26 protein-coding genes are annotated in these 26,158 nt (G+C 63.1%); 21 read left to right on the forward strand and 5 right to left on the reverse strand.

The window, feature by feature from the left end:
• Nucleotides 1-513 precede the first annotated feature (513 nt).
• Nucleotides 514-1,149, reverse strand: coding sequence for an AAA family ATPase (locus tag WIMU1_RS24070; RefSeq protein WP_062800884.1), 636 nt, complete (start codon nucleotides 1,147-1,149; stop codon nucleotides 514-516).
• Between the two features lie 655 nt (nucleotides 1,150-1,804).
• Here WIMU1_RS24070 and pgfA point away from each other — a divergent pair.
• Genes pgfA through WIMU1_RS24085 form a run of 3 tightly spaced genes read left to right on the forward strand, consistent with a single transcriptional unit; the run spans nucleotide 1,805 to nucleotide 3,836 of the window.
• Nucleotides 1,805-2,986, forward strand: coding sequence for a cell envelope lipid trafficking protein PgfA (gene pgfA, locus WIMU1_RS24075; protein WP_062800886.1), 1,182 nt, complete (start codon nucleotides 1,805-1,807; stop codon nucleotides 2,984-2,986).
• 47 nt (nucleotides 2,987-3,033) lie between these two features.
• On the forward strand, nucleotides 3,034-3,429 hold the full coding sequence (locus WIMU1_RS24080; protein WP_133248760.1) for a hotdog family protein: 396 nt from the start codon (nucleotides 3,034-3,036) through the stop codon (nucleotides 3,427-3,429).
• A complete protein-coding gene (locus tag WIMU1_RS24085; RefSeq protein ID WP_062800889.1) occupies nucleotides 3,426-3,836 on the forward strand; it encodes a MaoC family dehydratase in 411 nt (136 codons plus the stop codon). Before WIMU1_RS24080 ends, WIMU1_RS24085 begins: the two co-directional genes overlap by 4 nt.
• 2,105 nt (nucleotides 3,837-5,941) lie before the next feature.
• Here the strand turns inward: WIMU1_RS24085 and WIMU1_RS24090 are convergent.
• Nucleotides 5,942-6,232 (reverse strand): hypothetical protein, encoded by a 291-nt coding sequence (locus tag WIMU1_RS24090; RefSeq protein ID WP_133248761.1) that lies wholly within the window; start codon nucleotides 6,230-6,232, stop codon nucleotides 5,942-5,944.
• Nucleotides 6,233-6,428: 196 nt separating this feature from the next.
• On the opposite strand from WIMU1_RS24090, the gene WIMU1_RS24095 reads away from it, so the two are divergent.
• From WIMU1_RS24095 to WIMU1_RS24105, 3 genes are read left to right on the forward strand one after another with little or no spacing between them, the layout of a single operon-like run.
• The gene (locus WIMU1_RS24095; RefSeq protein ID WP_062800892.1) at nucleotides 6,429-6,980 is read left to right on the forward strand and encodes a hypothetical protein; all 552 of its coding nucleotides are present in this window, start codon (nucleotides 6,429-6,431) and stop codon (nucleotides 6,978-6,980) included.
• A complete protein-coding gene (locus WIMU1_RS24100; protein ID WP_062800894.1) occupies nucleotides 6,981-8,105 on the forward strand; it encodes a DUF6545 domain-containing protein in 1,125 nt (374 codons plus the stop codon).
• Between the two features lie 39 nt (nucleotides 8,106-8,144).
• Nucleotides 8,145-9,491: a cytochrome P450 gene (locus WIMU1_RS24105; protein WP_116917824.1), complete on the forward strand. Its 1,347-nt coding sequence runs from the start codon at nucleotides 8,145-8,147 to the stop codon at nucleotides 9,489-9,491.
• Between the two features lie 13 nt (nucleotides 9,492-9,504).
• Here WIMU1_RS24105 and WIMU1_RS24110 read toward each other — a convergent pair whose 3' ends face one another.
• Together WIMU1_RS24110 and WIMU1_RS24115 are read right to left on the reverse strand one after the other, a co-directional pair.
• Nucleotides 9,505-9,936, reverse strand: coding sequence for a hypothetical protein (locus tag WIMU1_RS24110; protein WP_062800897.1), 432 nt, complete (start codon nucleotides 9,934-9,936; stop codon nucleotides 9,505-9,507).
• 32 nt (nucleotides 9,937-9,968) lie between these two features.
• Nucleotides 9,969-10,643 carry a helix-turn-helix domain-containing protein gene (locus WIMU1_RS24115; protein WP_133248714.1) on the reverse strand — a complete coding sequence of 225 codons (675 nt, stop codon included), beginning with the start codon at nucleotides 10,641-10,643 and terminating at the stop codon, nucleotides 9,969-9,971.
• A 926-nt stretch (nucleotides 10,644-11,569) separates the two neighbouring features.
• Between WIMU1_RS24115 and WIMU1_RS27005 the strand changes: the two genes are divergently transcribed.
• The 4 genes from WIMU1_RS27005 to WIMU1_RS26275 all read left to right on the forward strand — a co-directional run bounded on the left by WIMU1_RS27005 (nucleotide 11,570) and on the right by WIMU1_RS26275 (nucleotide 15,296).
• A complete protein-coding gene (locus tag WIMU1_RS27005) occupies nucleotides 11,570-11,992 on the forward strand; it encodes a DUF8176 domain-containing protein (protein WP_502646844.1) in 423 nt (140 codons plus the stop codon).
• Nucleotides 11,993-12,147: 155 nt separating this feature from the next.
• Nucleotides 12,148-13,776 carry a cutinase family protein gene (locus tag WIMU1_RS24125; RefSeq protein WP_062800906.1) on the forward strand — a complete coding sequence of 543 codons (1,629 nt, stop codon included), beginning with the start codon at nucleotides 12,148-12,150 and terminating at the stop codon, nucleotides 13,774-13,776.
• Nucleotides 13,777-13,921: 145 nt separating this feature from the next.
• Nucleotides 13,922-15,100, forward strand: a complete 1,179-nt coding sequence (locus WIMU1_RS24130; protein WP_133248715.1) for a hypothetical protein — start codon at nucleotides 13,922-13,924, stop codon at nucleotides 15,098-15,100.
• A gap of 40 nt (nucleotides 15,101-15,140) precedes the next feature.
• Nucleotides 15,141-15,296: a hypothetical protein gene (locus tag WIMU1_RS26275; protein ID WP_157366806.1), complete on the forward strand. Its 156-nt coding sequence runs from the start codon at nucleotides 15,141-15,143 to the stop codon at nucleotides 15,294-15,296.
• 145 nt (nucleotides 15,297-15,441) lie between these two features.
• Here WIMU1_RS26275 and WIMU1_RS24135 read toward each other — a convergent pair whose 3' ends face one another.
• Entirely contained in the window at nucleotides 15,442-15,777 is a 336-nt protein-coding gene (locus WIMU1_RS24135; RefSeq protein WP_062800910.1) for a hypothetical protein, read from the reverse strand.
• Here WIMU1_RS24135 and WIMU1_RS27010 point away from each other — a divergent pair.
• From WIMU1_RS27010 to WIMU1_RS25995, 11 genes are read left to right on the forward strand one after another with little or no spacing between them, the layout of a single operon-like run.
• Nucleotides 15,716-16,210, forward strand: coding sequence for a DUF8176 domain-containing protein (locus WIMU1_RS27010; RefSeq protein ID WP_503827256.1), 495 nt, complete (start codon nucleotides 15,716-15,718; stop codon nucleotides 16,208-16,210). The two genes, WIMU1_RS24135 and WIMU1_RS27010, sit on opposite strands and share 62 nt — an antisense overlap.
• Before the next feature lie 50 nt (nucleotides 16,211-16,260).
• The gene (locus WIMU1_RS24145; RefSeq protein ID WP_084248544.1) at nucleotides 16,261-17,451 is read left to right on the forward strand and encodes a MinD/ParA family ATP-binding protein; all 1,191 of its coding nucleotides are present in this window, start codon (nucleotides 16,261-16,263) and stop codon (nucleotides 17,449-17,451) included.
• Nucleotides 17,448-18,143 carry a DUF6668 family protein gene (locus WIMU1_RS24150; RefSeq protein ID WP_062800915.1) on the forward strand — a complete coding sequence of 232 codons (696 nt, stop codon included), beginning with the start codon at nucleotides 17,448-17,450 and terminating at the stop codon, nucleotides 18,141-18,143. Before WIMU1_RS24145 ends, WIMU1_RS24150 begins: the two co-directional genes overlap by 4 nt.
• Nucleotides 18,140-18,433 carry a hypothetical protein gene (locus WIMU1_RS24155; protein WP_062800916.1) on the forward strand — a complete coding sequence of 98 codons (294 nt, stop codon included), beginning with the start codon at nucleotides 18,140-18,142 and terminating at the stop codon, nucleotides 18,431-18,433. The genes WIMU1_RS24150 and WIMU1_RS24155 overlap by 4 nt, the downstream gene beginning before the upstream one ends.
• Before the next feature lie 9 nt (nucleotides 18,434-18,442).
• Entirely contained in the window at nucleotides 18,443-18,709 is a 267-nt protein-coding gene (locus WIMU1_RS24160; protein ID WP_062800918.1) for a hypothetical protein, read from the forward strand.
• Nucleotides 18,710-18,730: 21 nt separating this feature from the next.
• Nucleotides 18,731-19,348: a DUF8175 domain-containg protein gene (locus tag WIMU1_RS24165; RefSeq protein WP_062800920.1), complete on the forward strand. Its 618-nt coding sequence runs from the start codon at nucleotides 18,731-18,733 to the stop codon at nucleotides 19,346-19,348.
• Nucleotides 19,349-19,402: 54 nt separating this feature from the next.
• Nucleotides 19,403-20,323: a DUF8175 domain-containg protein gene (locus WIMU1_RS24170; RefSeq protein WP_062800922.1), complete on the forward strand. Its 921-nt coding sequence runs from the start codon at nucleotides 19,403-19,405 to the stop codon at nucleotides 20,321-20,323.
• The gene (locus WIMU1_RS26280) at nucleotides 20,317-22,362 is read left to right on the forward strand and encodes a hypothetical protein (protein ID WP_133248717.1); all 2,046 of its coding nucleotides are present in this window, start codon (nucleotides 20,317-20,319) and stop codon (nucleotides 22,360-22,362) included. The genes WIMU1_RS24170 and WIMU1_RS26280 overlap by 7 nt, the downstream gene beginning before the upstream one ends.
• Nucleotides 22,359-23,864: an SCO6880 family protein gene (locus WIMU1_RS24180; RefSeq protein ID WP_084248540.1), complete on the forward strand. Its 1,506-nt coding sequence runs from the start codon at nucleotides 22,359-22,361 to the stop codon at nucleotides 23,862-23,864. Before WIMU1_RS26280 ends, WIMU1_RS24180 begins: the two co-directional genes overlap by 4 nt.
• Nucleotides 23,865-23,911: 47 nt before the next feature.
• On the forward strand, nucleotides 23,912-25,825 hold the full coding sequence (locus WIMU1_RS24185; protein WP_062800928.1) for a putative type IV secretion/conjugal transfer ATPase: 1,914 nt from the start codon (nucleotides 23,912-23,914) through the stop codon (nucleotides 25,823-25,825).
• The gene (locus WIMU1_RS25995; RefSeq protein ID WP_174548779.1) at nucleotides 25,822-26,154 is read left to right on the forward strand and encodes a hypothetical protein; all 333 of its coding nucleotides are present in this window, start codon (nucleotides 25,822-25,824) and stop codon (nucleotides 26,152-26,154) included. The genes WIMU1_RS24185 and WIMU1_RS25995 overlap by 4 nt, the downstream gene beginning before the upstream one ends.
• Nucleotides 26,155-26,158: the final 4 nt, after the last annotated feature.

Below are 26,158 nucleotides of genomic sequence, written 5' to 3' on the forward strand. Positions count from 1 at the left end.
GTGCTGGAATCACTGGCCAGGGCCGTCGTCTTTGCTGACGTTAGTTCTCTCTGGCTATGCGCATCTTTATCTGCCGCGCGAGGTCGGGATTGTCGAGAAGTTCGTCTACCAGCGATTCCATGGCCTGCTGGGCAGTGACGCGAGCGAGCCCCAGCTCATCGGCCGTCCGGTTTAGCCACTCCCCCAGCTTGCTGTTTGTGGTCGGCGCCAGAACAACTGTCTTTTTGATGGCGGTCTGTCTTGGCGTTCGAACCGAGGGATCATCTGTTCGTTGCTCCGGCTTTGGATCGGCCCTTTGTGGCTGTTTTTGGCTCTTTGTCGGGGATGTGGCGTTCGGAGTGGTGGCTCGGCGAGGCTCGTCGGTAACCGCAGGGGCCGGCGCAGTGTCGCCCCCCGAGTCAGCGGTGACGGGCGTCGCCGCCGTTGGGCCACCCTGGTTGGGACGGGTTTTGCTTTCGGCCGCCGCGCGCGCTGCGGTCGCTTGGGCGCGGAGTCGATCCGCGGCCGACTGGCTCATGCGACTTCACTTCCGGTCAGCGCAAAGAGTTCATTAGCTGCGTCTCCGTATGCCGTGTTAAGCGCGTTCGAGATCGGCGACCCGTACGCCTGGGCGAACCGCTCCAAGCGGCCTACCGTGGGCTTTAGGACCGGGAACCCGTCATCCTCAACTAGTTGCCGGAACGCCGCAGTCGATGCAGCGTTGGAGACGGTCCTCGTGAAAAGTACAGCGAACAGCGGGCGGTCGCCGTCCCTCAAATCTGTGACCTCTTCGAGGAGCTGGGCCATGGCTGGCAAACGGCTGTACTCCATCTGGGTGGGCGCCATTGGGCACACGATGTGGGTGGCGAGCCGCGCTGCCGAGAGAACGATGCTGCGTTGTTCCTTCATTGGCGGGGTGTCGATCACGACCACGTCATACTTTTCTCCAGCAATGCCTGGCAGTTGGCGGTGAAGGTTAGCGACGGGCATTCCGATGACGGGGAACGGCCAGTCCCCTGCTGCCTGCCAACTCAGCAATGATTCGTTCTCGCCGTCTGCGTCGACCCCGAGGACAGACATCCCAGCCTCGTGAAGTGCGTGGGCAAGGAAGGCCGCGGTTGTCGTCTTGGTTGAACCGCCCTTCAGATTGAGGACGCTTATTACCAACATGCGCAAATCCTTATCTGCGGGAGTGCGGATATACGGAGTTACGTAGATCCGTTTCTGCGGGAATCCGGGTTCGCGTAGAGCCGCGTCTACGGGGCTACGCATATCCAAGTCTACGGGGATACGGGAATACGCACAACCGCAACTCCGCAACTCCGCAATCCCGCATGAACGGGTGTACGTAGTCTCGCATCGCAATATCTGCGCATATGCGGAGATCCGTAGCCCCGCATCGCAGTATCTGCGCATATGCGGCGATCCGTAATACCGTGTCCCCGTATCTCCGTATCTCCGTACTGGCACGGTCACACAGAGTTACGTATTTGCGGGCCTACGTAGTTGCGGAGATGCAGACGGTTTGGGAGCCGCCATGCGGCTGGCCCACCTCACGGGCAGTGGCTCACGCATGAGCCACGCGTAAGCCGATTGCAACAGCTCATAACCCTGAGATAGCTCGATGTGGAACTAGGGGAGCGGGCCTCTCGCGCGGCCATGCCCCGATCGGGAAGACACGCCACAGTTTGCCGGCGTCGCACGAGCCATTGGGCGCGTGGGGCGGATAGCCAATTTTGAGTGGCGGCGTCACGACAAGTCGGGGTGCGCGCCACCCGATCCACGCTCGTTCCCGGAGGCCGCGGGGAGAGGTTACGGTTACTTTGTGATCAACATTCGGGGGAACCAGATCTCGTCGAGAGTCTTAGGACCATTGCTGCTCTTCCTAGGAACGCTACTGCTCACCACCGCCGTCGCAGTTCCGTTGGCGTTGGTACCGCGGCTCAAAGTCGTCCCCCTCGATCTGGACATCACTACTGTGGCTACCTCTAATCCTGCCGGGTTGACGTCCAATGACGAAGTGCCGGCGAGGGTCTTTGACCGATGCTCCGTCAATGAGCCGAAGCTACGGGTTTTCGATGCTCACCTCACGCAACAGCGCAGAACCGTCGCTATCGATCCCTCAGACCAAGACCAGGTCACATTGCAGTCAGCGCAGACGGTGGTTATCGACCGGGTGCGTGACGACGCTGAGATCGTCGCCGTTGACCTTGGCGAGCAGGATGCGAAACGTCCTTGCGGCGACGGATTGCTCGCCTCGTCGGTCGACATAGTGTCGCTGGACAGACGGACCAGCGAACCGAATGGCCAGCTCCACCAGCTCCATACCGTTCCAGTTCCAACTGGGGTGGAAGCGAAAGACTCTCTAGACACCTCAATCGATGCACCTCGCGACGGGTTCCAGTATCACTTCGGTTTCGACATTGAGCACGGTGGGACGTACCCCTATTACGACGTCAACTCCAGGTCGGACCAGCCTGCGCGATTCGTGGGGGAGACCACTATTAACGGGCTCCATGCGCTCGAGTTCGTGTCCGAGGTGCCGGAAGTAGATCAGACGCAGCTTGCGACGCCCAGCGGCTTCCCAGCACTTGGGTCATCGATCGAGATGCCTGCGAAATGGTGGGGGATAAGGGGACCAGGAGTCGATCCCGAAGAGAAGGTGCTGATGCACCGATACGGCACCGCCACCAGGCGCGTGTGGATCGAGCCCAAGACGGGGACGGTGCTCTATGGAAGCGAAGACCAGCACCAGTACTTCAAGTCGCCGGGCTGGGAGGATCCATCGCTCGCACAGCCGATTCGGGATTTCCGCGTCGATGCGCTGAACACCACTATGTCGTGGACCGACAGCACTGTGGAGCAGCAGACGAGCAGGGCCGGCGAGTACATCGATCAACTTCGAATAGGCAACGTCATCGTTCCCTGGACGGCGGGAATTGTTGGTGCGGTCCTAGCAGGGGCCGGGGTCTTTTTGACCTTCCGCGCCGCACGTAGGCCCTCCTAGTTGGCTGCTGTACTGCCGCTCGCTCATGGGATCGGTACTGTACTGGCGTGATTGAAGAGGGAATGAGCTTCAGCCCGGCCGAGGCGTATGAGGTGACCGATGCAGAGGTCCGCGCCTTCAGTGAGGTCCTAGGGCAGCCTGTCGGAGAGTTTGCGCCTCCCACTTTTGTGAACGCGGTGCTGGAGCCGGCAGTGCGTTTGCTGATCAACAGCGGCGTTTTCGACTCGGTGCCGGCGGCCGTACACAGTTCCGAGTCCGTCACCTACAGCCGACTCCTGAAAGTCGGCGACCTGGTGCGAACCCGACTCGACGTAACTGGTGTCCGCCAACGTTCGTCGGTCACTCAGTTCGACACTCTCGGAGTTCTGACCGCAGAAGATGGGACCGAGATCGCGCGGGTCAAGTCGACTCTGGCGTACGAAACATCGGAGGCGGCCGAATGAACACGTTAGAGGTCGGCAACCAGCTCTTCGCCGCCACCGAGGTCATCGATCAACAACGCGTCCAGGCTTACGCCCGTGCTGCGAAAGACGACAACGCCATCCATGTCGATCCGGAAGCAGCCAGACTCGTAGGCCTTGAGGCCCCGGTGGCGCACGGCATGTTGACCGTTGGTATCGCATTGGGCCACGTCATGACTTGGCTCGGGGATGCATCCGACCGCTTCCTGCGGTACGAAACACGTTTCATCAAGCCGGTGTTCGTGCCGCCGGCCACCGCCGTCGAACTCGCCGTAAGGGGCGTCGTGGGCGCGGTCAGCGACAGCGAAGTTCGAATTGATGTCAAAGTCGAACTCGTAGCCAGTGGCACAACCGTCCTTCGCCCATTCCGGATCTTCATCAGAGCCTGACCACTCTGTCAGCCGGCGCGTGGCGGCGGCCGCCGTCGAGGTTCCCGCCGCGCTCTCACGGGCCGACGTCGAAGCGTGGTTTTGGTTTCCCAACCTTGGATGTCATCCCAGCTGGCATCTAGTGCCGCCAGTTCGAGCTGACGCGAGCCCTGGACACCCCTATCCCTCGTGCGGTCACGCAGACGACGTAGCCGGGTAGCGGCTTTCACCTGCTCAGGGCGACTCTCTGCATGCCAAGCTGAGCGCTCTGCGTTAATACGAATCCGGAGCGCCCGCAGCCGAGAGGTAGCACCGCAGGGCTGAGCCGCCTCGTCTGCCGTCGCCGGTCCGCGCACCCACCTCGTGCCGCGCCCTGCTCCTACCCGCTGAGCAAGTCCGTGCTGCTCCAGAGTGCGCAGAACTCGGCCGCAACCGAAACGGGCGGTACCGGCAGGGAGCCCGGATGCCTGGGCCAGTGAAGCTGTGTCCGTTGGGGTATCCGTGAGGGAGCAGTGGAGGAGCCAGGCGCTATGCCCGAGGACTCCCCAGGTGGGGGAGAGGGGTTGGCCGGTGGTGAGGGGGAGCGTGGGGCTGGGGGCTGTGACGTCATGTACGGGTTTTGACCGGTTAAGACGGGGCGGAACTGCGAGAGAAAACAGGGTGGCCTCACGTGCTGGCCCTTGCGAATGAGCCCTGGCTTCTTGCAGCACCCCCCGGGCGATCAAGTCGGATCTGATTGCGGCTGCACGGTCGATATGGACGTTGAGCCACATCGCCAGGCACCGGACGCTTACGGGGCGGTTCTCGAGGCCGTGGCCGTCTGTGAACCGGTGTTTGAGGACAGCGAGCACGCCTACCGCGAGGTCCGGGGAGTCTGACCACGTCGCAATCTCTTCGCGCACCTGGGTAACGACGTCCTGCTCAGCAATGGTCAGCGCGGGGCGATGGGATCGCGCTCTGGCCACGAGAGATTGCCAGTGTTTTTGGCAGTCACTGGGACCTGGTTTATCGGCCGGGCGACGGATGTCGCGATCGGCGAACTTCGTGAAGACGGGGCAGTTGGTGTACCACCATTTCGCTTGTGCCCAGGAACGGACGCCGTTACGCCACAGCACCCACGCCGCCTTTAGTGCCTGGTCAGAACGGTGTGGCGCGACTGGCGTCGACATCATCAATCGCCACTCTTGGTCTGAGAGCCGTTTCCGTCGACGCCATGCCCGCGGAGCTTCCTCGGCCAGCTCAAACGACTCGGTCAGCGTGGGGTCGACGACAATTCGTCCCGGTGCCGGAGCTGCGACGGGCATAGCTACTGGGCCCTGCGAGCCGACAGGTGGTGCGGTCGCGAGGGCGAGCGTTGCTCGGCGCACTGCCTCCACGGCTGTAATTGGCCGCCCCGCCACGTCGACTGGCCGGCAGAAGTGACCACCCTTCAAGCTCACGGAACCAGGCAAACGCAGCACCCGGCGATCAGTCAGGACGTCCACCGCCTGGTGGGTCTCTAGCCTGGCCCAGCGACGGATGCTGTCCACGTGCGCGAGCAAGAAGGCGCGGGCGGCCGGACTTGGGCACACAAATGAGATGTGAAGCGAGTCCGGCGAGCCAGAGGCTGCGAGGTGCACTATTGCGGCGCCGACTTCCTCCCCGGCTTCCAAAATCGGGGAAAGAACCTGGTCAGCGCACTTATCGATGTCGATGGTTAGGAAGTCAGGGCGCAGGGGGGCAACAACAGCCCAGATCGCTTTACCCGCTCCCGCGTGCTCGGCCTCAGCGATCAATGCCACTGGGTTGCCAATACGAACCGAGGCGGCCTCGTTAGCTGCGTCAGTCGGTTCCAGAGCGCGGCCGTGTGCGGTCGGGTCAACGATCAACCGGTAGAGCTCAGCCCAGCGTGTGGGCGGCGATTGCTCGGACAAACCTGTGTCCGACACGTGATGTGCAGGGATTGCAGACACCAAAGGGTGCGCTGTACCCTGAGACCTGTCGGTCAAGACAGTCCCTTCGGGGAGATGGTGCGATAAGCGCCTCGGATCGAGCTGGTAACTCGGTCCTAAAACTTTAAGAAGATCCCTCGGTGCCAGCCGGGGGATTCTTCGTTTCTAGGGCTCTCGCTTATGAAAGTTGAAGGCTTACGCCGTTTTCCGGAGCGGTAGCACCTCCTGGAGCATGTCGAGCTGGACCGGATCGAGCTGCAGCTGTTCGAGCAAGGCGGTGGCCTTCTCTGAGTCGTACTTCTGCAACGCCATCAGCTCAGCGAGTTCGGGATTATCGGCAAGGATGAGCCCCAGCACGTATTCCGTGAGGTTCGTTCCCTTCGCCTTGGCCTTTCGCCGCGCGACCTCCTTGATGAGTAGAGGAGATCTCATCCGGAGAGGAACGAGGTCCTGACCTGAGGGGTCTTTACGTGGGCGTCCGGCCATGCGTCCATTTTGTGGGTACGCAATGCGAATCGTGGGGAGCGACACGCCCAGCAGCCTATCAGCGCAGGTTTACGTAAACTATCCAGAGACTATCCAGATTGTTTGCAAGACTGGCGGGGTGGTCAGAAGTCGGCGTGTAAGCGGAATTCTCATCGGCTAGCGTTACGGGGCAACACAGCGATCAGAAGAGCAGGGGGTGCTCGTGGTACTGCGATCGATAGGGCGTCATGTTTCCAGCTTGGCCGGGGGCGGTCGTTTGGAGCCGAAGCTTGCTGCCATTTTGAAAGATGTCCCACTCAACCCGCCGTGGACTACTCAAGAGTTTTTGCGGTGGCTGGAAGACTACAAAAACGTGGAGATTCGGCTCCGGCCCTGGGGGAACCTTATTGACCACGCGGCCTCGGGGTGCGGCACGTTGGCGATCCGCAACGAAAACCGTGAGATGCACATCTTCTACGACGCGCAGCGCAGTCTGTTCCACCAGCGTCAGCAGATCTTCCACGAGTGCGGGCACGTGCTGTGTGATCACGTAGGCGAAGAGGGCTACCGCCTCGAACCCTCGGCCCTGACGTACGGGCTGGACCCGGCAAGCATCCAGTCGATTCTGCGCAGACGTGACGGATTCACTAACGCTAGTGAGCGAGACGCAGAACTTCTGGGAACCATGCTCGCTATGCAGAGCTGTGGCGAGGCGCTCGATGAGAGCGGCGGTAGGTTCCATCGTGCTGCTTCTGTCTTCCGAAACTAGATGCACGCGAGCGAGTTCCTCGAGCAGCAAGCCACCACATCGCTGCCTTGGTATGTGACCGCCCCGCTATTTGTGTGGGTGATCGGGATTCTCGGTTTGCGCTCCATCGTCCTGGTTGACAAACGATCCGTCGACAGGGCGATCGCGTGGTTTGCGTTCTGGTTAATTGTGGTGGCTCTACTGCGCGAGCCCTGGGTCCATAGTCCGCTGTTCAAGCTTGGCTTCGAGCTCAGCGATATCCGGGTGATGACCCACACTGCCGCAATCGCTGCGGCGGCAGCAATTTTCATGCTGGGGCTGTACTGGCGCGAGGTGCGCCGACCACCAAAGAGGCTGCTGCCGGCACTCGTAGCATTCACGATCGGTTGTGGCCTAGCGCTCTTCCTCGTCAGTCTGCCAGCTCGGGACCATGGCGTGGCCGTGGAAGAGTTGGAGAACTGGCGAACCGGTCTCTACATGACGATCTACAGCCTGCCAACGCCCGTCGCTGAGGTACTCATACTTGCCATCTCAGCGGGTTTGATTCGTGAACGATCAACGAGCGCACGAGTATTCTTGGGCACCGTGGTGTTCGTGGCCGCGGCCACCAGCACCTTCGACCATCTGTCGCGCCTGGCCGTCGGTTGGTTCCTATCGTTTGGCGTCCACAATGGCTTAACGGATGCTCGTGCCGAGTCGAATGACCTGTTCTTCCTTCCCGTGATGGCCGGTCTCGCGGTACTTGCCATCCCTTCAATCGTGACCTCTATCCGAATCCACCGTGGTCGCGACTCGGCCGCAGTCGCCGTCAAAGTGCTAGGTCCGATGTGGTCCACGCTCACCAATACGCTGCCCCAGTATCGGCTTCCACAAACTCACGGCCTCGGAGCCGCGTCGGGACTCGAGCACAGGATGCGCGTTGAGATCGAAGACTGCATCGGGGTCCTCAACTACCACCTTCCACCTGGCACGCAATGGCCTAGCGATCCCCAGGGCCGCGCGCAGATGCTTATGAGAGCGTTGGCGGAATACGAGAAGGGCACGCCGCCGACCTCGATTCGTCCGCCCAGTTGGCTGAGTTCCTCAGATCAGGTGCTGGCTCTCGCGGCCGCGTGGAGCGACATCAACACTGCTACGACAACGTAGCTAGCCCAAAACACAATGAAATTGGAGATGTGAGTTCAATTGTCCACCAACACCATTCCGCACCCACCGAAACGCGTGCCCGTTCTTGGCGACATCCTTGGTATGGACCGTGAACGACCAAACCAGAAGACACTATGGCAGTTCTCGCAACTGGGTCCCATCTACCGTCGATCGATCATCGGCGGAATTGACCTAACCTTCGTTGGCTCGGCCCACCTCATGGAACAAGCACTGGACGAAGCTAAGTGGGAACGGTTCATCGGGCGTCCCATCGCAGCTTTGCGTTCGGTGGCCGGCGATGGACTCTTCACCGCACCAAATGATTCCACCGCATGGATCAACGGTCATGCAGCCCTCGTCAGTGGTTTCTCGAAGGAATCCATGCGGGCGTACCACCCCGCCATGGTCGAGGTTTCCCAGAGCTTGCGTGAGGAACTATTGCGTGTTCCCGAGCAAGCGTCGTTTGCGGAGACCTCGAGTAGCGTTGCCCTCGAGGTGATTGGTCGGTGCGGTTTTGGGCACAGCTTCGGGTTCGGCGATCCTGACGGCGAAGCTCGACGAAAAGCGTTCATAGATGCACTGACTCGCACGCTCGCGTTTACCCAGGAAACTGCGATTCCTGTGATTGGTTCAATCACTGGTCGCAAGCGCCGGCGGCAGGCCGACGCCGACGCCGACCTCATCCTTGGGACAGTCAATCAGGTGCTTGAAGACAGGCGCAGTTCTGGACTGCGCGCTGACGATCTTCTCGATCTAATGCTGTACCCCACCTCCGAAGAGACCAAGCTCGACGACGAAAACATTCGCCACCAGATGCTGACCTTCCTCGTTGCCGGTCACGAAACCACCGGCAATCTGCTGGCCTTTGCTGCCCACTTCCTGGCAACACATCCCGACGCTGCCCAGCGGATGCGCGAGGAACGCCAATCGCTCACTGGCGGCCGGGCGCTGGAGTTCGACGAGGTACCGAAACTTCGTTTCACTCGCGCAGTCATTTCGGAGTCCTTACGCCTCTGGCCTACGGCACCAGGCTTCTTCCGAGCTGCGCGAACCGGCACGACGCTTGGGGACTACACCTTTTCGAAAGGCGAGTGGATCTTCATCCTCTTACTCGCAGTGCACCGAGACCAAGCTGTCTGGGGTGCGGACGCAGAGGAGTTCCGTCCCGAGCGCTTTCTGCAGGACCGGGTACCGACGTCCTACAAGCCTTTCGGCACCGGCCCTCGCGCCTGCATCGGCCGGCAGTTTGCACTTCATGAAGCAACCGTCGTGCTCTCAGACCTCGTGCAGGCGTTCGACCTTGAGGCCGGCTCCAAAACGCTGGATGTCGAGGAAAACCTCACACTTCGTCCCAACAACCTGCGCCTGGCGTTCGCACCGCGGTAACACCAGGGGAGCGCTAGCGGATCGCAGTCACCGAAGCGATGGTCGGATCCAGGGCGGCCGTCAGTTCGTTGATCAGGAAATCGATATGTTCGGGATCGATCGATCGGCAAGCCAGGTGATTTAGACCGAGGTCGCGAGCGATGGTCCAAAGCCGAAGCGTTTGGTCTATCGCGTGTACCTCACGGTCTGGACCGCGGAAGTAATCACGGTGAGCGCCAACCTGATCGCAGATGGCGTCAGCTATATCTAAAGGCAAGTCACGCTTGCCTTTACGAACGTCCACCAGCAGTTTCGGATCGACCTGGTAGTGATCGGGGTAGTCGTCGCGGTGCGCCAGCGCCTGGCCAACGATCGTGGCCATGGCCTGCTCGGTCAGTTCCGGCTCGAGCCTTGCGTGGTAGTACGCGAAGAGTCGATTGAGTCGGTCAGCGTGGGTGAGTTCCACTGTACGAGCCTTCCATCCAGGTATTGCCTGCCTTACGTTCCCCCGGCCACCGACTCCCATCGGGCAGCGAAACCGGACTCTTGCTCTTCGGTGATCTTAACTGGCATGTCCAGTAGCCACCTCAGGTAAAGCAAGTCATCAGTGTCGCGTGGATCATCCGCGGGTGGTTCGCGATTGAGATAGTCACCGAGCATCCGCGTGAAAATCGGGTCAACGCTCGGGGAATCACCACGCAGGCGGATCACCTCGGCCTGCCCGATGATCCAGGCACGCAACACTCGATCGCCGAAGAGCTGCAATCCGGTTGCCGCCTCTTGCAAGTCTTGTTCACCAGTGAAGCGCTTTACGATTCGCTCTAACGCACTGACCTTTTCGATCAGCTCAGCAACGACTTCGGTGCGAAGGGTGACGGTGGTATCTGTAGCTGTGATCGGCAAATCCACCGCCGGCTTACGGCGCCGCTGGTCGAGTGGATCAGGCTCACCACCGTCGAAAGTCCGCGCGGCCGAGCCTGGGCGCCATTTCAGAACCTTGTCGAGTTTGCCGAATGTTTTCAAGCCAGGTTGAGGAGTGGTGCCAGCTTCCAGTTTCCGCAGCGTGACTCGTGTAGGCCCGCCTGCGTCGCTGAGGTCCTCAGTAGTCAATCCGAGCTCTCGACGCCGAGCAGCCACGATGCGGCCGAAGCGAACGGCGTTAGGAGTCGTCACCTCTAGAACCCTATTGGTTCATAGGGCCCAAGAAGGTGAGCAGGGCTCAGAACAACCCCGGTCTGTGGCGGTTGCGCTGACTCGACCCTTCCATACTATCCATAAATTAACCACTGTAGGGATTGAAACTGTCCACAAAGTATGCATAGACTGTGGGGGTGCAGGGGAGAAGCAGCCAACGTAGCCACATGTGGAAGCTGGTCGTCATTGGTGGTTCGCCTGCCGCATCGAGCTTCGAGTGCGTTAGCTCCACGGCCTCAACACGTCGGACCAGATCGAATGCTCAATACCGGGCACCGAGGGTGCCATACGCACCCCCGTAAACAGGTTGACCCCGAACCCATCTTCGAAAGATTGGCGTCCAGGAAGGGCGGGTTCGGGGTCTGTCAGGCATCCGCGCCGTTAAGAGCGGACTGCTGACCCTTCCAGGGTAGGCGGTTCCGCCGCCATCTGACGAACTCTGGAAGGTTCACCATGTCTGTGTCACGCCATCTGGCCGCGCAGTTTGTCTTTTTGCGTCGATTGGGTGGGTGGTCACCCATCGAGCGAGTAGCTCGACCGTGAATCTCATCGATAAGCACGATGACTTGGGTCCGAGCCAGATTGCGCTTGGCCAGGGCCAGGGCCGGCAGCTCACTGAATCGCACGACTCTCTGCCTCTGTTGTCGGAGATCCGTTCAGCTCAGGGGCGGTCATCTCAGAGGAAGCCACGCGCACGTGTATCGGAGGATTGGCGCGATCGGGGCCTGTTGAGCGCAGCGGTGGCGGGGATTCTAGTGGTCACTTTGGGAGCTGTAGGCCTTGCCTACTGGGGCATTTCGGCGTTGTCCGGGTCGCCCACGGCGGCGGACCCAACTGCAGCCGACCCTGTTGTTGGCCTCTCGCACGCACCGCTCAGCTCGGTGGTGGACGCGCCATCTTCTAGCGTGCCGCCACCGGCGGATATTGCGGCCGTCGTTGATGGGCGATGCCGTGATCTGCGCGATGGCCCGGTCTCTGTGAGTTCAGGCCGGGGAGGTGTGAGCGGGGGAGTGGCCGTCATCGAGCGGTTCACTTTCAGCGTCTATGTCCTGCGGTCGGCTACCGCCGCCCGATCGGTGGTCGATGCCAACGGGGCCGTTTCACCTTCTGCACAACTGCAGGAATGGATCAACCGTCGCCCCCAAGGCACTCGGCACTGCGTGAAGGTCACTGCCCGTGGGGCCGGGCAGTGGGTTGTCGAAACCACAGAGCTACGCCCCGAATCTTCTCCCGCACATGTCTTTCACCAGATCGTTCGCACCCGCGACGACTCCTCCGGTCGAACGTGGATCACCGCAATCACAGCTGATCCAGAGAAAGGGAATTGAAAATGATGGCGAGGTCACGATCTGCGACGTGGACTGCTTTGGCAGCCGCGCAAGCGGTACTCGTCGGAATGGTGCTTGGAAGCGGAGCGGCGTGGGCAGATTCCACATCGCCCTCCACTTCGACGAGCACCACGCCGAGTAGTAAGCAGTGCGCGGTGGTCCATGTGATCGCCGATCAGGGAACCAACGAGTCCGCCGAGAAGCAGGACCCGAAGGCTGACGCTGGGATGCTCTCGAAAGTCATCGTGCCGGCGGCTGCAAAGTTCGGCAACGATCCCAGCAAGATCGACCGCACGTACGTGCCCTACCCGGCCGACTTCGGATGGCGCGGACATACCTACGCGGAGTCGGTCACGCAGGGGGTGACCAACACTGAGAAAGTCATCACTGACGAGGCAGAGCGTTGCCCTGCAACGAAGTTCGCCTTGCTCGGCTACTCACAAGGCGGTCAGGTCGCTGACACGGTGCTCCGTAAGATCGGCAACGGGCAGGGGCCGATCGATCCAGACCGGGTCGCTTTGGGCATGCTGTTCAGTTCCCCAGATCGCCCCGACGGCGCGGGCTTGTTCCCTGGCGCAGACAGCCAGAGCAGTCCGACGCCGGTCCCAGGGACTGAGGGCGCTTCGGTTGCCCAGGTCAAGGCCGTCGATCAGCAGGCCGGCCAGGGTGGCGGGATCGCGCCACCCATCGAGGGAGTCGCGTCCGGCTTCGGTGATCTGACCGGACGGGTCGCTTCGGCGTGCATACCCGGTGACCTGGCCTGCGATGTGCCTGCGGACGCTCCTGTGGCCAAACTCGTCACTAATGTCGCGGGCCAACTGAACCTGAATCAAAACGACCCGGTGGGCATCTTGTTGTCGGTGGCCAACGTCGTTGGCACAACGTCGATTAAGACTGCCGCCGATGTGGTCAACAACGACATCTCCACTACCGACGGCACGACCGCCACCTTGCAGTACCAGCCGCAGGAAACCGTGCTGTCCAGAGTCACCACAGCATCAGACCCGCAGTATCAGCCGGACATCTTCGCCGCAGTCAGCAAAGTTCTGGGGATCGCCGTCAATACCGCGATCACCGTCGCCAAAAAAGTGTTGACTCCCGCGAACATCGCCCAGGTCGCCACGGTCGGACTGGCAAACCCCGCTGCAGGTCTAGCGTTGTTCGGTACCAAACTGGGCTCAGCGGCCCTGGAGATGTTGCCGGTCAACCTCATTGATCAGGCCGCACCGCTGATCGTCAACGAAATCAAGCAGGACCTCACCGACAACCAGGGCCTGGTTCGGATGGCCGCCGATGTGTCGTACTGGAACGTCGCCAAGCACACCATGTATGACCAGACGCCACTGGCAGCTGCCGGGGGATCGGCGGTCGACTTCGGCGCTACCTGGATCACCGCTGCAATCACCGACTTGCTGAGCAGCACGGTCACACAATCCGCACCCGATACGGCCGCATTTACACCCACAGTTCCGGTCAATGGGGAAGGGTCCTACAACGGTCTGCCGGGTCTGAAACTGCCCACCGTGCCTACTGAGCCGGACACCGAGCCGTCCTACCAGCCGTGGCAGCTCGACAACGACAGCACCTCGTCGAGCACAACGCCGACGAGCAGCAGCACCTCTACTACACCAACCACTCCGACAACCAGCACCTCTGCAGCAACGTCGACCTCGCCCTCAGCACCGACCGAAGAGACTCCGACGTCTGACGATCTCGATGAGCTCGGGCCCGGCGAGCTAGCCCCTTCGGCTACCCCAGCCCTCACCACAGCGCCCTCAGCGTGAACCACCCGTCGTAACCACAGGAGGGCAGCGCGACCAGCATCAGCAACCTTTCCCCATCAGCGCCACCACGAGCGTCACCAATTACGAAGGGACACAACCACTCATGCACCACCACACCGAATACCTCCCGTCCACTCCACGGAGAATGGCAGCAACAGTCCTGGCGACCATCGCCGTCAGTACCGCATTTGCCGGACAGGCCCTGGGCGCACCCGAGGACGGGCAGCCCGGCGTGACACCACCGTCGACTACTGATCCCGGCGGACAACCCGGCGTCACCCCAGCCCCAACCCCCGAACCAGCGCCAGCTCCTGCCCCAGAGCCCGTGCCCGACTACGGGCCCGGCCTCGTGCCGTCGCCGCAGTGGGAGACCGAACCGGTCATTTACACCGAACCGTCCGGGCCGCCGTCGACTCCGTACACCCCGCTTCCTCAATCGGCACCAGCAGCTCCTGCGCCCGCTCCGGTACAGCCCGCAGGTCCCATCGCTCCGATCCTGGTCAAGGACCCGGCCGCCGAGATCCGCGCGGGCAACTACATCGTGGACCGCCCGGACTGGGTGTCGCCCGAAGCCGCGATCACCACCAACGAGTATATGGCCTACTTCGAGGCCGAAGCCGCACAGTACTTCGAGTCGATTGGCTTCCCCCGCGATGAAGCTGCACGCCGGGCCGCAGCAGCTGCCGCCGGCGCAGGCGTAGGCGGGCTTGCTGGAGCGTTGGCGGCCGGCATCCCAACAGCGATCTTCTTCGGCATCGTGGGCGGTGTCGGCGGCGGCATCGTCGGCTCCTTCGTGCCTCCCACCCCCTTCAACATCCTGCCGGGCATCGGCATCGGCGCTGGTGGCGGCGCAGCCCTGGGCTTTGCCGCTGGCGCAGCGGCCGGTGGCGCAGCAGGCGCTCTGGCCGGTGGCCTGTTGGGATGGGCGCTCGGCGCTGGCGACCCGAACGCGGACCCGGCCGCCCCCTGGGCACCGGCACCCCCGCCGCCGCCCGCACCGCTGCCCAACCCCGAAGGCGATCAGTACCAGCTCGTCCTTGATGCACCGTCCGCCTCCGATGCGGGACTGCCGGCGGTCGACTACACCGTCAACACAGGCGGCGACGTCTCCTTCTCCGCCAACGTCGCCGGGCTTCCTCCGATCAGCGGTGGATGGACTGCCGAGCAGGCCGAGGCACCGCTACAGGCGTTGGGCCCGCTCGAGCAACCCGCCAAAGACGCCATCGCCGGGGCCACCAAACAGATTGGTGACGGACTCACCCAGGTCGTGAACGGACTGCACATCACCTACCCGCAAACGATCGCGCCGGCACCGGCCGTCTAGCCGCACACCGACCCGTTTCTAGCTTTCAGGAGGAGATCCCATGACCGCCCCGCATCTGCAACTGTTCACCGACGTCATGTCCGGCAGCGGCACTGCGGTGGCGGTCATGGGGCCACCGTCACGCACGTCGATTCCACGTTTCATTGGTGCGGCGTTTGTGGCCATTCTCGCCGCCACTATCGCGACGGTGGCTTGACGATGACCACTCACCACAACCCACCGCCCCGGTCGTTCGCACGTCGGCCGTGGGAGCGGCCGCCGTCCCCGCAGCTGCAGCCTCCGGCACCCATTACTGCCGACACCGGTCAGCACGAAGACGGAACATCTCTCGAACGACCAACTCAAGCAATTCCCACCACATCGGTTGAGGCACCCGACATTTCCGTCCCCTCAACGAGCGAGCAACCGCCGGCGATGGTGGCTGCCCCCTCGGCAGCCGGGCTCGACCCCGTAGTCGCCCAACCACCTGCACCGCTCCGGCCACCGAGTCCCACAATCCGGCCACCACGACAACCACGGCGGCGGGGATCCAGACGCGGCCTGCTGATCGCGGTCACCGTCTTTGTCGTCGTGGTCACGGCCTCGGTGGGAGCGGGAGTGTGGGCGTTGCAGTCGATGTCTTCCTCGACCTCCACACCGGCGGCGTCGGCCATTCCATCGGCACCCGTCCAGGTCATTGATTCGATTGCGACACAACCCTCATCACCGCCTACCGCCGATCCTGCCGACCCGTGCCCGGAGACCACTACCGGCGCAGTCACCACGGGCGATGACCAAGGCGACGTGGTCGGCGGCGCGGCAGTGATCAAACGATTCAACTTCGCCTACTACGTGTGGCGGTCAGGGGCCAAGGCACGCGAGGTAGTGGCCCCAAACGCGTTGGTCGGGACGGTCCAACAGCTCGACGACGGCATCCGGTCGATTCCCGAGGGCAGCACGTTCTGCCTGTCGATCACCGATCGAGGCGAGGGCTTGTGGGCGGTGCAACTGACTCAAAACACTCCCAACCCGGCCGACCGCAAGGTCTGGCACCAGCTCGTGCAGACCGTCGACAGCCAAGGGCGGACCTGGATTGTCTCGATCGACACAGACAAGCGAAAAGGACAGTGAGCCGCCATGAGCCACACCACTTTCCAACCGACGACAGTCAGGAGCGCGTGATGTCACAGGACGACTGGATGGCCAACCTGGGAGTTGGAGCTGACGACACAGATCCTCACCTCGCCGACGACTCGCAGGCCGGCACCGGGCCTATTGCCCGCAGCGAGGAGCGGCCGGCACATCTGGTGGCCGCTCCCGCCGGCACCCACCTGGGCGGTGGCCCTGTCTACCTCGATCCGGTCGGCCGAGACTGGCCCCAGGTGGGTCTCAACCTCGATGGCCAGGTCATCCCGCTGGGCGGTCAGGCCGGGACCGCGTTGTCGCCGGAATTGCTCGGCCGTCGAGTCAAACCGGTTCCTCGGTCAGGGTGGCGGCGGGCCGTGCACCGATTGACCGCCGGGTTGATCAACCCGGGGGAGAACCCCGTGGATGTGCGCGAACGCGCCATCACCTACCGGTTGAACGCGCCGGTCAGCAACGACCACCGCATTACGATCTTCACCACCAAAGGTGGCGCCGGTAAATCGACCACCACGTTGGGTTTGGGATCTGCATTCGCCGATGCCCGCAACGACCGCGTGCTGGCCATCGACGCCAATCCCGACAAAGGCGTTCTGGGACAGCGACTCAACACTATTGTCCCGGCCGATCAGACCTCCACGATCTACGACCTACTCGCTGCCGGCCACTACGCTCGCTACGCCGATGTGCGGGCCCACACCCTCGAGGCAGACACCGGCCTGCAAGTAGTGGCCTCCCACGCGGACCCGGCACGCTCAGAAGCATTGACCGGGGAGCAGTACCAGCAAGCCGCACACATGATCGCGGCCCATTTCCAGGTCATCCTGAGTGACTGCGGCACCGGCATCACCCACGATGCCATGCGGGGGGTCTTCGCCAGCACCGACTCACTGATCGTTCCCACCCTCATCAGCGACGACTCGCTGAGCAATGCAGTCTTCGTTCTGGATTGGCTGGATGCCCACTCAATGCGCGGTCTGTCCGCACGAGCGATCGTGGTCATCAACCAGGCCAGCGGGCGGCGCAAACCAACCGCCGATGAACAGCGCATCATCACCTACTTCCAAAGCCGTGTCCGGGCGGTCGTCACGGTCCCCTTCGACCCGCATCTGGCCGAGGGCGGTCGATTCTTCTGGGACCGACTCAGACCGAAAACGGTGGCCGCCTACCGGGATCTAGCCTCGCTGGTGGCTGATGACTTCCCCGCCAAAAGAAGTGGTGCGCTGTGAGCGCCCCGGCCCGCAACAACGACTACCTGGATCCGCCAGCGTCGCGGTCTGTGGCGGCCACCCCCCGCCAGCACGTCGTGGCCCCACCTGCCGCCCACAGCTTCATCGACGTATGGCCAGAACCGGTGTGGCTCCCCGCCGGAGCCAGTGCACCCTCGTTTTGGCTTGTGGGCGCCCACGGCGGCGCGGGGGCCAGTTCCCTGGCCGCGCTCTGGCCGCTGGCCGGCGATGCCCACGGCTGCTTTCCCGGTGGGGCCGCAGGGGAGTCGCCATTCGTGGTCATCGTCGCCCGTGAATCAGAAGTCGGCCTCTCTCGTGCACACGACCTGATTAATCAGCACCTGTCCGGGCACGGCGGACCAGGAACCGTCCTGGTGGGACTGGTGCTGGTCGCGGCCAAGGACGGGGCTGCCAGCACCAAACTGCGCCACCACGCAAAGGTGATCAGCGGTCTGGTCAGCGATCGGGTGTGGCGCATCCCATGGATGCCCCACTGGCTCGAAATCACGCCCGCAGACATCACCCCCATCGCGATCGACGAGCCTGTCCCCACCAAACGCCGAGACAAGGACTTCAAAGAAGTCATCGTCGCAGCCCACGAAATCCGCGACGTCATAAGAACTTTCATTCAAACCAAATCCGCACCGACACAAACGGCATCAACACCCCACCAAGGAGGACAACCACAATGAGCACCGCTGCTTTAGCATTCGAGTCGGCCACCGCAGTCCTAGCGGTCGACCAACCCACCCCGGTCCAGCCGCCCGGCGGTGACGGGATCATCAAACTCGTCGGAGTTGCCCTGTGGCTTGTGAGCCTGGGCTTTGTCGCGGGCATCATCGTCGGCGCCGGCTGGATGTGGGTCGATCAGATGGGCGGGGTCGGCGCTCGAGGTGGCACCGGTGTGAAAGTTGTTCTGGGAGCACTAGTAGGAGCAATTGTGTGCGCCTCGGCGGCCGGACTGATCACGTTCTTCTCCTAAGGCAACCCCATGGTCACCCTGTGGATCGCCGAACCGGCACCGCCCTCGCAGCCCTTTCCCCCCGAAGCCGACGACGCTATGAACAAAATCCTCGGCTACGGCATGTGGATCGGATCAATGGGATTGCTGGCGTGCCTGTTGGTCGGAGCAACGCTGCTGTGGTTCGGATGGCGCAACGGATTCGGCCGCGGAACCAAAAAGATTGCCTCAGTGCTGTTGTGCGTCATCTTGTTCAGCTCCGCCTACTGCCTGGCCGGATTCACCCTCGCCACCTGACACGAAATGAGAGCTACACCAATGACTTCCCTACGGACCTTCTTCGCCGCGGTCGCGGCGCTTGCGATCACCCTGACCCTGGCCGCATGCGGCTCGGAGTCCGACACACCCCGAGAATCGGCGGCGGCCACCAATACCACTGCGCCCCCGGCGAACGTGAGCTGGATCGATTGGCAAGGTGCCCGACTGCCCGTCTCGGCCACCGACGGCCCGAGCACGATCACCGGCGACATAGCGACCGGCTACTCCAACACCCCTCAGGGTGCGGCGTTAGCCGCCTTCCAGGGCACCATCCGGTTGTCGTTGGCTCCCGACGAGTCCTGGGCGCAGGTCGCCAACAAACTCGCTGCCCCCGGAACCGGCCGCGACACCTACGCAGTGAACCGGGCGTTGGTGTCGGTAACCGGGCCCGCTCCAGCGGGAACAGCGCCGATCGCGCGGGGGTACATCTTCACCAGCTACACCCCCGCCCGCGCCACCCTGAAACTGGCCGTCGAGCAGGACCACAAGCTCACCGCCGCACAGCAAACGGTCGTCTGGACCGGGGCCGACTGGCGAGTCCTACTGCCCGAGCCCGGCACTGAAACCGACGCGCAGCCACTGACCAACCTCGACGGATTCGTGGCCCTGCACGAATAGCCCCGCACGTTCTGACAGCCCACCGCCCAGGCGACGCCCAGCAGAAGGAAACTCATGGCACACAACAGACCCACCGAGCAGGACACCTCCAGCGAGGGCGGCGCGCAACGCAACCCCGTCTGGACCGTTCTGGCGATTGCCGGCGTCGTCGGCGTGGTGATCTGCCTGATCATCGCCACCGTGCTGGCCCTGCGCGATGACGACTCAGCCGACACTGGTGCAGGACCCCAAAGCACCCCACCCCCGGTCTCGGCAAGCACCCGGGCACCCGGGGAGCTGCCAGGCCAGTCCGACCCGCAGTATGCGGGTTTGAGAACGCCGATCACCGATGCATTTGGGCGCCGGGTGGACGTCCCGAAGTGGAGCGGCGGATGGGCGCTACCCCAAGATTCCTGGCGAGGCACTGCGACGTGGTCACCGAATACTCCGGTCCCCGCTCCGGCAGGCTTGATGTGGCAGAAGGTCAACGACGGTGTGATCGTGCCGTTTTCCACCTCTGACGGTCCCCGCACCGTCTACGCCGGACAGGCCCTGGGGTTTCGGCACAGTCCGCAGGGCGCAGCGATTGCGGTGTCGAACATCTCGTTGCGGATCGCCGGCAGCGTCAACGAGATGGCCCAGGTCATCTACGACGAGCAGGTCGAGATGACCACCGACCAACGCACCCAACTCAACTCCGATCTAGCCAAACAGGGCCCCTACTACCGCGAACTCACCGACGCGGCGATGACCTACCAGGCCCGGCCGGATGCGTTCCGGATTGTCGACTACTCCGATGACTACGCGATTATCGAAATCGCCTCTCGCGCACCAGAGTCAGACACAGCAAGCACACCGACACAGCAATGGATCACCAACCGGTGGCAAGCAGTCTGGGACGCCGATGCCGGTGATAACGGCGACTGGAAGCTGCAGCTGCCCACCGCCGACAACAGCGGCACCACGGCCTCACTCGAAGGGTGGACACCATGGTGATCACCACCCGTAGACCGCGACACTGCAGCACCATCGTCGCAGCCTGGTTGATCGTGTCCGGGTTCGTGGCGGCGTTGGTGATCGGCGGCGGAACCGCATCGGCGGCCCCCGATGACATGTGGAAACCCCTCTCCGAGCAAGAAGCGAAGTTCGACTTCGGGGTGCTCACCGGCTCGTACTACCTGGCCAACCCCACTGCGGCCGACCCCGGCTACCTCCCGCCGGGCACCGTGCGAGAAGACCGCCAACGCGTGTGCCTGCCTGGGGCAACCCCGGGCTGCGCGAAGGGCACCACGGTGCCGTTGGCAGTGATCAAGGGGGATGCGGCTCCGGCCGATCCCGCCCCTACAGGGTTTGCCTACGTCACCGCCCAAGATGCCGCCGACTACAAGGTCCCCACCACCGCACTGGTGTTGACCGGCGACCAGCAGCCACCGGCCGGGTACTCAATGGTCCAGAAGTCGAAGTCCTGCACCACTCTCAAACCGAACGTGAGTCCCAATGGTGGACCACCGACGTTGGTGACCGAAAAGTGCGGCGAACCACGACAGTTCGCTATTCCCAGCGGAACTCCCGAAGCCACGCCCACTGAGAAGGCGTTCGACGCGAACGTGCCACCCGCTCCCTCGCTTAATTCATCAGGTAGCGGCGAGGGCGGCGGAACGTACGGTTTCGACGCTGTGTGCGAGCGGATGTCGAAGAACAAGGGGTCGTGGCTTGCACCTACACAGGCCATCAGCCGCATGGTCGGCAACGTTGCCGAACAGACCTGCAAGGTCGCCAACGTCGTGAGCCATCCCAGTGACGCGCTGTCGGCCATGTGGAAATCGAGCTTCGGAAAAGCAGTCAAATCCATGATCTCCGGAGTCGCCGATGGCTGGGGGGCGGTCTTGAACTGGTGGTTTACCATCCCGACACCCAAGCTGGCGGGAACACAGTATTTGACCACCCTGCAGGCCTGGTTCGCACCGATACAAGTAGCGGCCCTGACCATCTCGCTCATGATCGCCTCGGTGCGCATCGCCATGGCCATGCCAGGCGGGGAGACCGCTGAATCGCTCGAGGTGGCCAAGGTGCTGATGCGATCGGTGTTCGCGATCGCGATGCTTCCCACCTTCATCACTTTGGGCACCATCGCCACCGATGCGATCTCGCTGTGGCTCATACGAGAGGCGGGCGGCGACGACCTGGGCGGCAAGGTGCGCGCCATGCTCATCGACGACAACTCCACCTGGGGCCCAGGCTGGGTGCTCATCATCGCGATCATGGGGTTGATCGGGGCAATTACCCAAGCGGTTCTGCTGGTCATCCGGCAAGCGTTCTTGATGGTCATCGTCGGGGTCATTCCGATCGCAGCGACCGCGTCGGGCAGCAGCTTCGGGCGCAATTCGTTTGAGACCATGCGTAACTGGGCCATCGCGTTCGTGCTCTTCAAACTCGGGGCCGCGTCCATCATGGCGTGCGCCTTGTGGGCCTCGGACCCCACCAGTGACATCAGCAAATTGCAGGGCCTAATCCTGCTGACCGTCGCTGCGGTGTCCTTCCCCGCGTTGCTGCGTGTGATCGGGGTGAGCAACGACGGGGTCGGCGGCGGCGGTGGCTCGATGATGCCGATGCTCGCCGGCGGGGCCATGGCCCTAGCTAGCGGTGGAACCTCGATGGCAGCCAAGGCAGGCGGCGCAGCAATCGGTGCGGTCGGCAGCAAAGCCACCGGCGGCGGGGGCGGCGGAGGAGGCGGGGGCGGCGGGTACGCCGGTCCTGCGCCCAAGAGTGGAGCCCGGGAGATGCGGGGCGCCAACATCAGCCCCGCCAGCGGTGGGCAATCCCAGGGCAGCACCTCCGGAGGGACAGGAAGCGCCCCGGCGCCGCGAGTGGAATCGACCAAAGCCCCACCAGGTTCGGCTGGCCCATCGGGGTCACCAGACGGCGGACCCAAGGCCCAGCGGTCGAGCTCGGGCGCACAGCAAGGCGGCCCACCGGCCACCGTGGGCTCACGGATACCCCAACGCTCACTCGGCAGAAATGAGGTGCCCTCGTGACCGGCCCACACACGCAGTACCGCGTCCTTTACAGCGGGTGGTCGATTCCACGGTCCTCGTTCCTGTTCGGAATGAGCACACGCGCCTCCGTCTGGTTCCTGGTCATCGCCATCGCGTTTATCGCCCTGATCATGTTCGGGTTCGGGGTGGGATTCGCTGTCACATTCGCTGCTATCGCCTACCTGCTGTGGTCACCGATGGTGCTGCGGTTCGCCGGGCGCAGCCTCTACGAATGGTCCGGCCTGGCCCGCCAGTGGCGCAGGCACACACGCAAAGGAGAAGACATGTATTTGTCCGGGCTATTTTCCCGAGTTCCCAACGGCACCAACCGACTTCCAGGGCTGCTGCACGGCAGCGAACTCCACGAAGGGTGGGACCAGCACCGCTCGGGCCACAAGTACGGCGTCGTACACCTGCCGGCGACCAAACAATCGACCGTCGTCATCGAGTGCTTCCCGCAAGGCAACGAAGCCATCGACCAGGAATCGGTGAACGTCTCGGTGTTCAACTGGGGAACGTTCTTGAACTATCTGGGCGACACCAGCGACGTTGACGGGGCGACCGTCGTCATTGAGACAGGGCCCGAAACCGGGAACCGGTTGCGCCGCGAGGTCGCCGAACTGGTGCGGCCGTCGATGCCCGGGGGGCCGCTGCCCACCGCGATGATGACCGAGTCAGCAGAAATCCTGCCCTATGGCTCGGTGCGGATGTGGGCGCGGGTAGCGATCACATTCAAAGCGACCTCAGCTGCTCGCCGCGACGACGTGGGGGAGCAGATCGCCGAGATCTCCCGGCGTCTGGGCGGATTGCTCACCGTGCTCGACGAGGCCAACCTGAACCCGCGCATGTTGGGTTCGGATGAAATCGTCGCCCTGACCAAACGGGCCTATAGTCCCAGCACCCTCAACTCCCTGGAGCTTGCCGACATCGACGAGGGCGGGCACGACCTGGGCTGGGAAGATGCCGGGCCGATGGCCCACCGCGACAAGCGGTCCACCTACTGGCACGACGGCTGCTTCAGCACCACCTGGGAAATGTCGCTGGCACCAAGTCAACCCGTCCCCGAAACCGTGCTCCGCCCGGTCGTCGACGTCAACGGCGACCTGGTCCGCAAACGGGTAGCGATCGTCTACCGCCCGCACAGCCCTTCCGACGCAGCCAACCTGGTCAACAAGGACTACAAGAACGCCCTGTCCGGACGCAATAGCGGCAAAGGGGTGGCCAGCGTCGAGGCGGACCTGCGCGTCGAGGCGACCGAACAGCAACGCCAAGAACAAGGTCGTGGTCACGGGCTGACCCGGTTCGGAATCATGATCACCATCACCAACCCCGAAGACAGCGACGTGCCACGCAACGAAGCGATCGTCCGGGATCTGACCATGCGTGCCAGCCTGCGGGTGCGACGGATGTACCTGCAGCAGTCAGCGGCCTTCGCCGCCACTATCGGCATCGGAGTTCTCTTACCCGATCACGCCTCGGTCTCGCGCAAGCACGCTGAGTAACAACACCGTTCACCGATACAGCTACCCACCGAGAGGACACCGCAGCCATGGGCATGGTGCTGGGCAAACACCGCGCGGACACACCCGAGGACTTCGATCGCGCCGACGACCCGGACAACCCCTCGCCGAGCCGCACTGACCGGCGAAGCCGCCGACGGGCAAAGGCCAAGTCGACCGGGCCACGACTGCTGCGACCTGAAGAACGCCGACAGCTCGAGCACAAGAAGTGGTCGGGAAACCGGGTCGAAAGCTGGGTTGCCGACTTCAAACTGAAAAGCGATGTGCGGAACCGGAAGACGATCGCTGCCAACAGCAGACGACGCCTGGTGTCGCAAAGCCGCGGCGGCGTCAAACCCCTCCCCGAAGGCAAAAGGGGCCTGGTCGGCAATCTGGGCGGGCACGCCGGACCGGTGGCCATGCCGGTCGAGTACCGGGCGACCACTGTGCAGGCGGCGGGCATGTGGCCATTTCCGGTGGGCGCAGGAGCCCCACTTGTGGGCATCCCGTTGGGATCGCACCTATACACCAGCGCCCCAGTGTGTTTCGACCCGCTGTCGTGGATGACGAGGGCCAAGTTTCTGCACCAGCCCTCGATGATGCTGCTCGGTCTGCCTGGCTTCGGTAAATCGACGCTGGCCCGCAAAATCATGCTCGGATTGATCGCCACCGGTGTCACCGCGTTGGTGCTCGGCGATATGAAGCCTGACTACCGCAAGCTGGTCGAATCCATCGACGGCGGCCAGATCATTGACCTGGGTAACGGAGCCGGCCAACTCAACCCCCTCGATATGGGCCCGCTCTCTCAGATCCTGCCCACCCTCGACGCTGCAGTCACAGACCGACGCGATCAGGCCGACCTGGCCCGCGAGCACGGCCGTATCGAGCTGGCCGACCAACTCACCCTGAGCGCGGACAAGGCCGCCACCATCGCCCGGCAAGTGCGCGCCCGGATCTCCGGTGACCGCCTGCGGCGAATCAAATCGTTGTCCGAGCTTACCCGTGGCCGACGCATCGAAGACTTTGAAGAGGCCGCGCTGCGCGAGGCACTGGCCCTGTGCGACGAGGCCGGCCAACGCTCGGGCACCCAGCCTGAGTTGACCGATCTGATTGCGATCCTTGACGACTGCCCGCAACCGATCCTCGACGCCTACTGCGAGACCGATCGCCAGGCGTGCCTGCTCGAGTCCAAGCCGCTACGCCGCACTCTCAAATCGCTACTCAAGGGCGGGTTCGGAGATGTGTTCTCCGGACAGACCACCACCCCGATCAATGTCGATGCCACCGCAGTGTGCATTGACGTGTCGGGCATCGAGGCCTCCGATCGCAAGCTCAAAGGCGCGGTGCTGCTCACTTGCTGGGAGCACGGATTCGCCGCGACCGCCGCTGCCCACTTCTTGCACGACGCCGGATGCGGACCCAAACGCAACTTCCTCGCAGTGCTCGATGAGATGTGGCAGGTGCTGCGGGCCGGTGTCGGCATGGTCGAACGTGTCGACGAACTGACCCGCCTCAACCGGGTGTGGGGGACAGCGCTGTTGATGTGCACCCACACCGTCACCGACCTGATCTCTCTGGCTAACGAGGAGGACCGCGAGATTGCGCGCGGTTTCATCGAGCGGGCGGCCTGTTTGGTCGTTGGCGCACTGCCACGCAAAGAGATGTCCCGGCTGGCCGATATCAAACCGTTCACCGACACCGAGGTCGCCGACATCACCTCATGGTCCTCGCCGCCGGCTCTCACCGGTGATGCTCGCACCAACACTGCACCCCCAGGTCAGGGCAAGTTCTATATCAAGGTCGGGGAACAGGGCGCTCCGGGGCTTCCGCTGCGCAGTGTGCTCACCACCGCCGAAATCGAGGCCGGTATCCACGACACCAACCAACGGTTCGATCTGGTTGACGTTTGGAAGCAGGAGTACGACGTTGCCGACGCCGACTGGGCCGGAGCTGGCGCAGCATGAGCAAACGCACCTACACCAGTGGCTTTCGCGGGTTATGCCTTAAAACGCTGAGCGAGCAGCTCACCAAGTCCCGGTCGCGAGAGGAAGCCGTATCGGTGACCGCGGTCGCGATGGGTGTACCTGTCACGACCCTTCGTCGCTGGGCCCATGAGGAACTGGGCCCTGCCCGCGCAGAACCGGCTGACGAGAGCTTGCGGGTGCAGGAACTCGAACGCGAAATCTCGACTCTGCGTGCCGCTGTCGCGGAACTGTCCCGCCTGGCCAACGGCGAGGGCGGGGCACCCGCCGACAGCTACCTCAGCGACGGCGACCTCACGGCCGGTCGATAGAAGG

The sequence above is a fragment of the Williamsia muralis NBRC 105860 genome, from assembly GCF_001598915.1.
In the GTDB taxonomy this organism is placed as follows: domain Bacteria; phylum Actinomycetota; class Actinomycetes; order Mycobacteriales; family Mycobacteriaceae; genus Williamsia; species Williamsia muralis.

Coding starts and splice junctions, on each gene's coding strand:
- WIMU1_RS24090 (WP_133248761.1), bottom strand. CDS start 6,232: ATGGCCGGACGCCCACGTAAAGACCCCTCAGGTCAGGACCTCGTTCCT.
- WIMU1_RS27010 (WP_503827256.1), top strand. CDS start 15,716: ATGTCTTCCTCGACCTCCACACCGGCGGCGTCGGCCATTCCATCGGCA.
- WIMU1_RS24130 (WP_133248715.1), top strand. CDS start 13,922: ATGGCAGCAACAGTCCTGGCGACCATCGCCGTCAGTACCGCATTTGCC.
- WIMU1_RS26275 (WP_157366806.1), top strand. CDS start 15,141: ATGACCGCCCCGCATCTGCAACTGTTCACCGACGTCATGTCCGGCAGC.
- WIMU1_RS24070 (WP_062800884.1), bottom strand. CDS start 1,149: ATGTTGGTAATAAGCGTCCTCAATCTGAAGGGCGGTTCAACCAAGACG.
- WIMU1_RS24165 (WP_062800920.1), top strand. CDS start 18,731: ATGACTTCCCTACGGACCTTCTTCGCCGCGGTCGCGGCGCTTGCGATC.
- WIMU1_RS24155 (WP_062800916.1), top strand. CDS start 18,140: ATGAGCACCGCTGCTTTAGCATTCGAGTCGGCCACCGCAGTCCTAGCG.
- WIMU1_RS24085 (WP_062800889.1), top strand. CDS start 3,426: ATGAACACGTTAGAGGTCGGCAACCAGCTCTTCGCCGCCACCGAGGTC.
- WIMU1_RS25995 (WP_174548779.1), top strand. CDS start 25,822: ATGAGCAAACGCACCTACACCAGTGGCTTTCGCGGGTTATGCCTTAAA.
- WIMU1_RS24135 (WP_062800910.1), bottom strand. CDS start 15,777: ATGACCTGGACGGGTGCCGATGGAATGGCCGACGCCGCCGGTGTGGAG.
- WIMU1_RS24170 (WP_062800922.1), top strand. CDS start 19,403: ATGGCACACAACAGACCCACCGAGCAGGACACCTCCAGCGAGGGCGGC.
- WIMU1_RS24185 (WP_062800928.1), top strand. CDS start 23,912: ATGGGCATGGTGCTGGGCAAACACCGCGCGGACACACCCGAGGACTTC.
- WIMU1_RS24145 (WP_084248544.1), top strand. CDS start 16,261: ATGTCACAGGACGACTGGATGGCCAACCTGGGAGTTGGAGCTGACGAC.
- WIMU1_RS24160 (WP_062800918.1), top strand. CDS start 18,443: ATGGTCACCCTGTGGATCGCCGAACCGGCACCGCCCTCGCAGCCCTTT.
- WIMU1_RS26280 (WP_133248717.1), top strand. CDS start 20,317: ATGGTGATCACCACCCGTAGACCGCGACACTGCAGCACCATCGTCGCA.
- WIMU1_RS24100 (WP_062800894.1), top strand. CDS start 6,981: ATGCACGCGAGCGAGTTCCTCGAGCAGCAAGCCACCACATCGCTGCCT.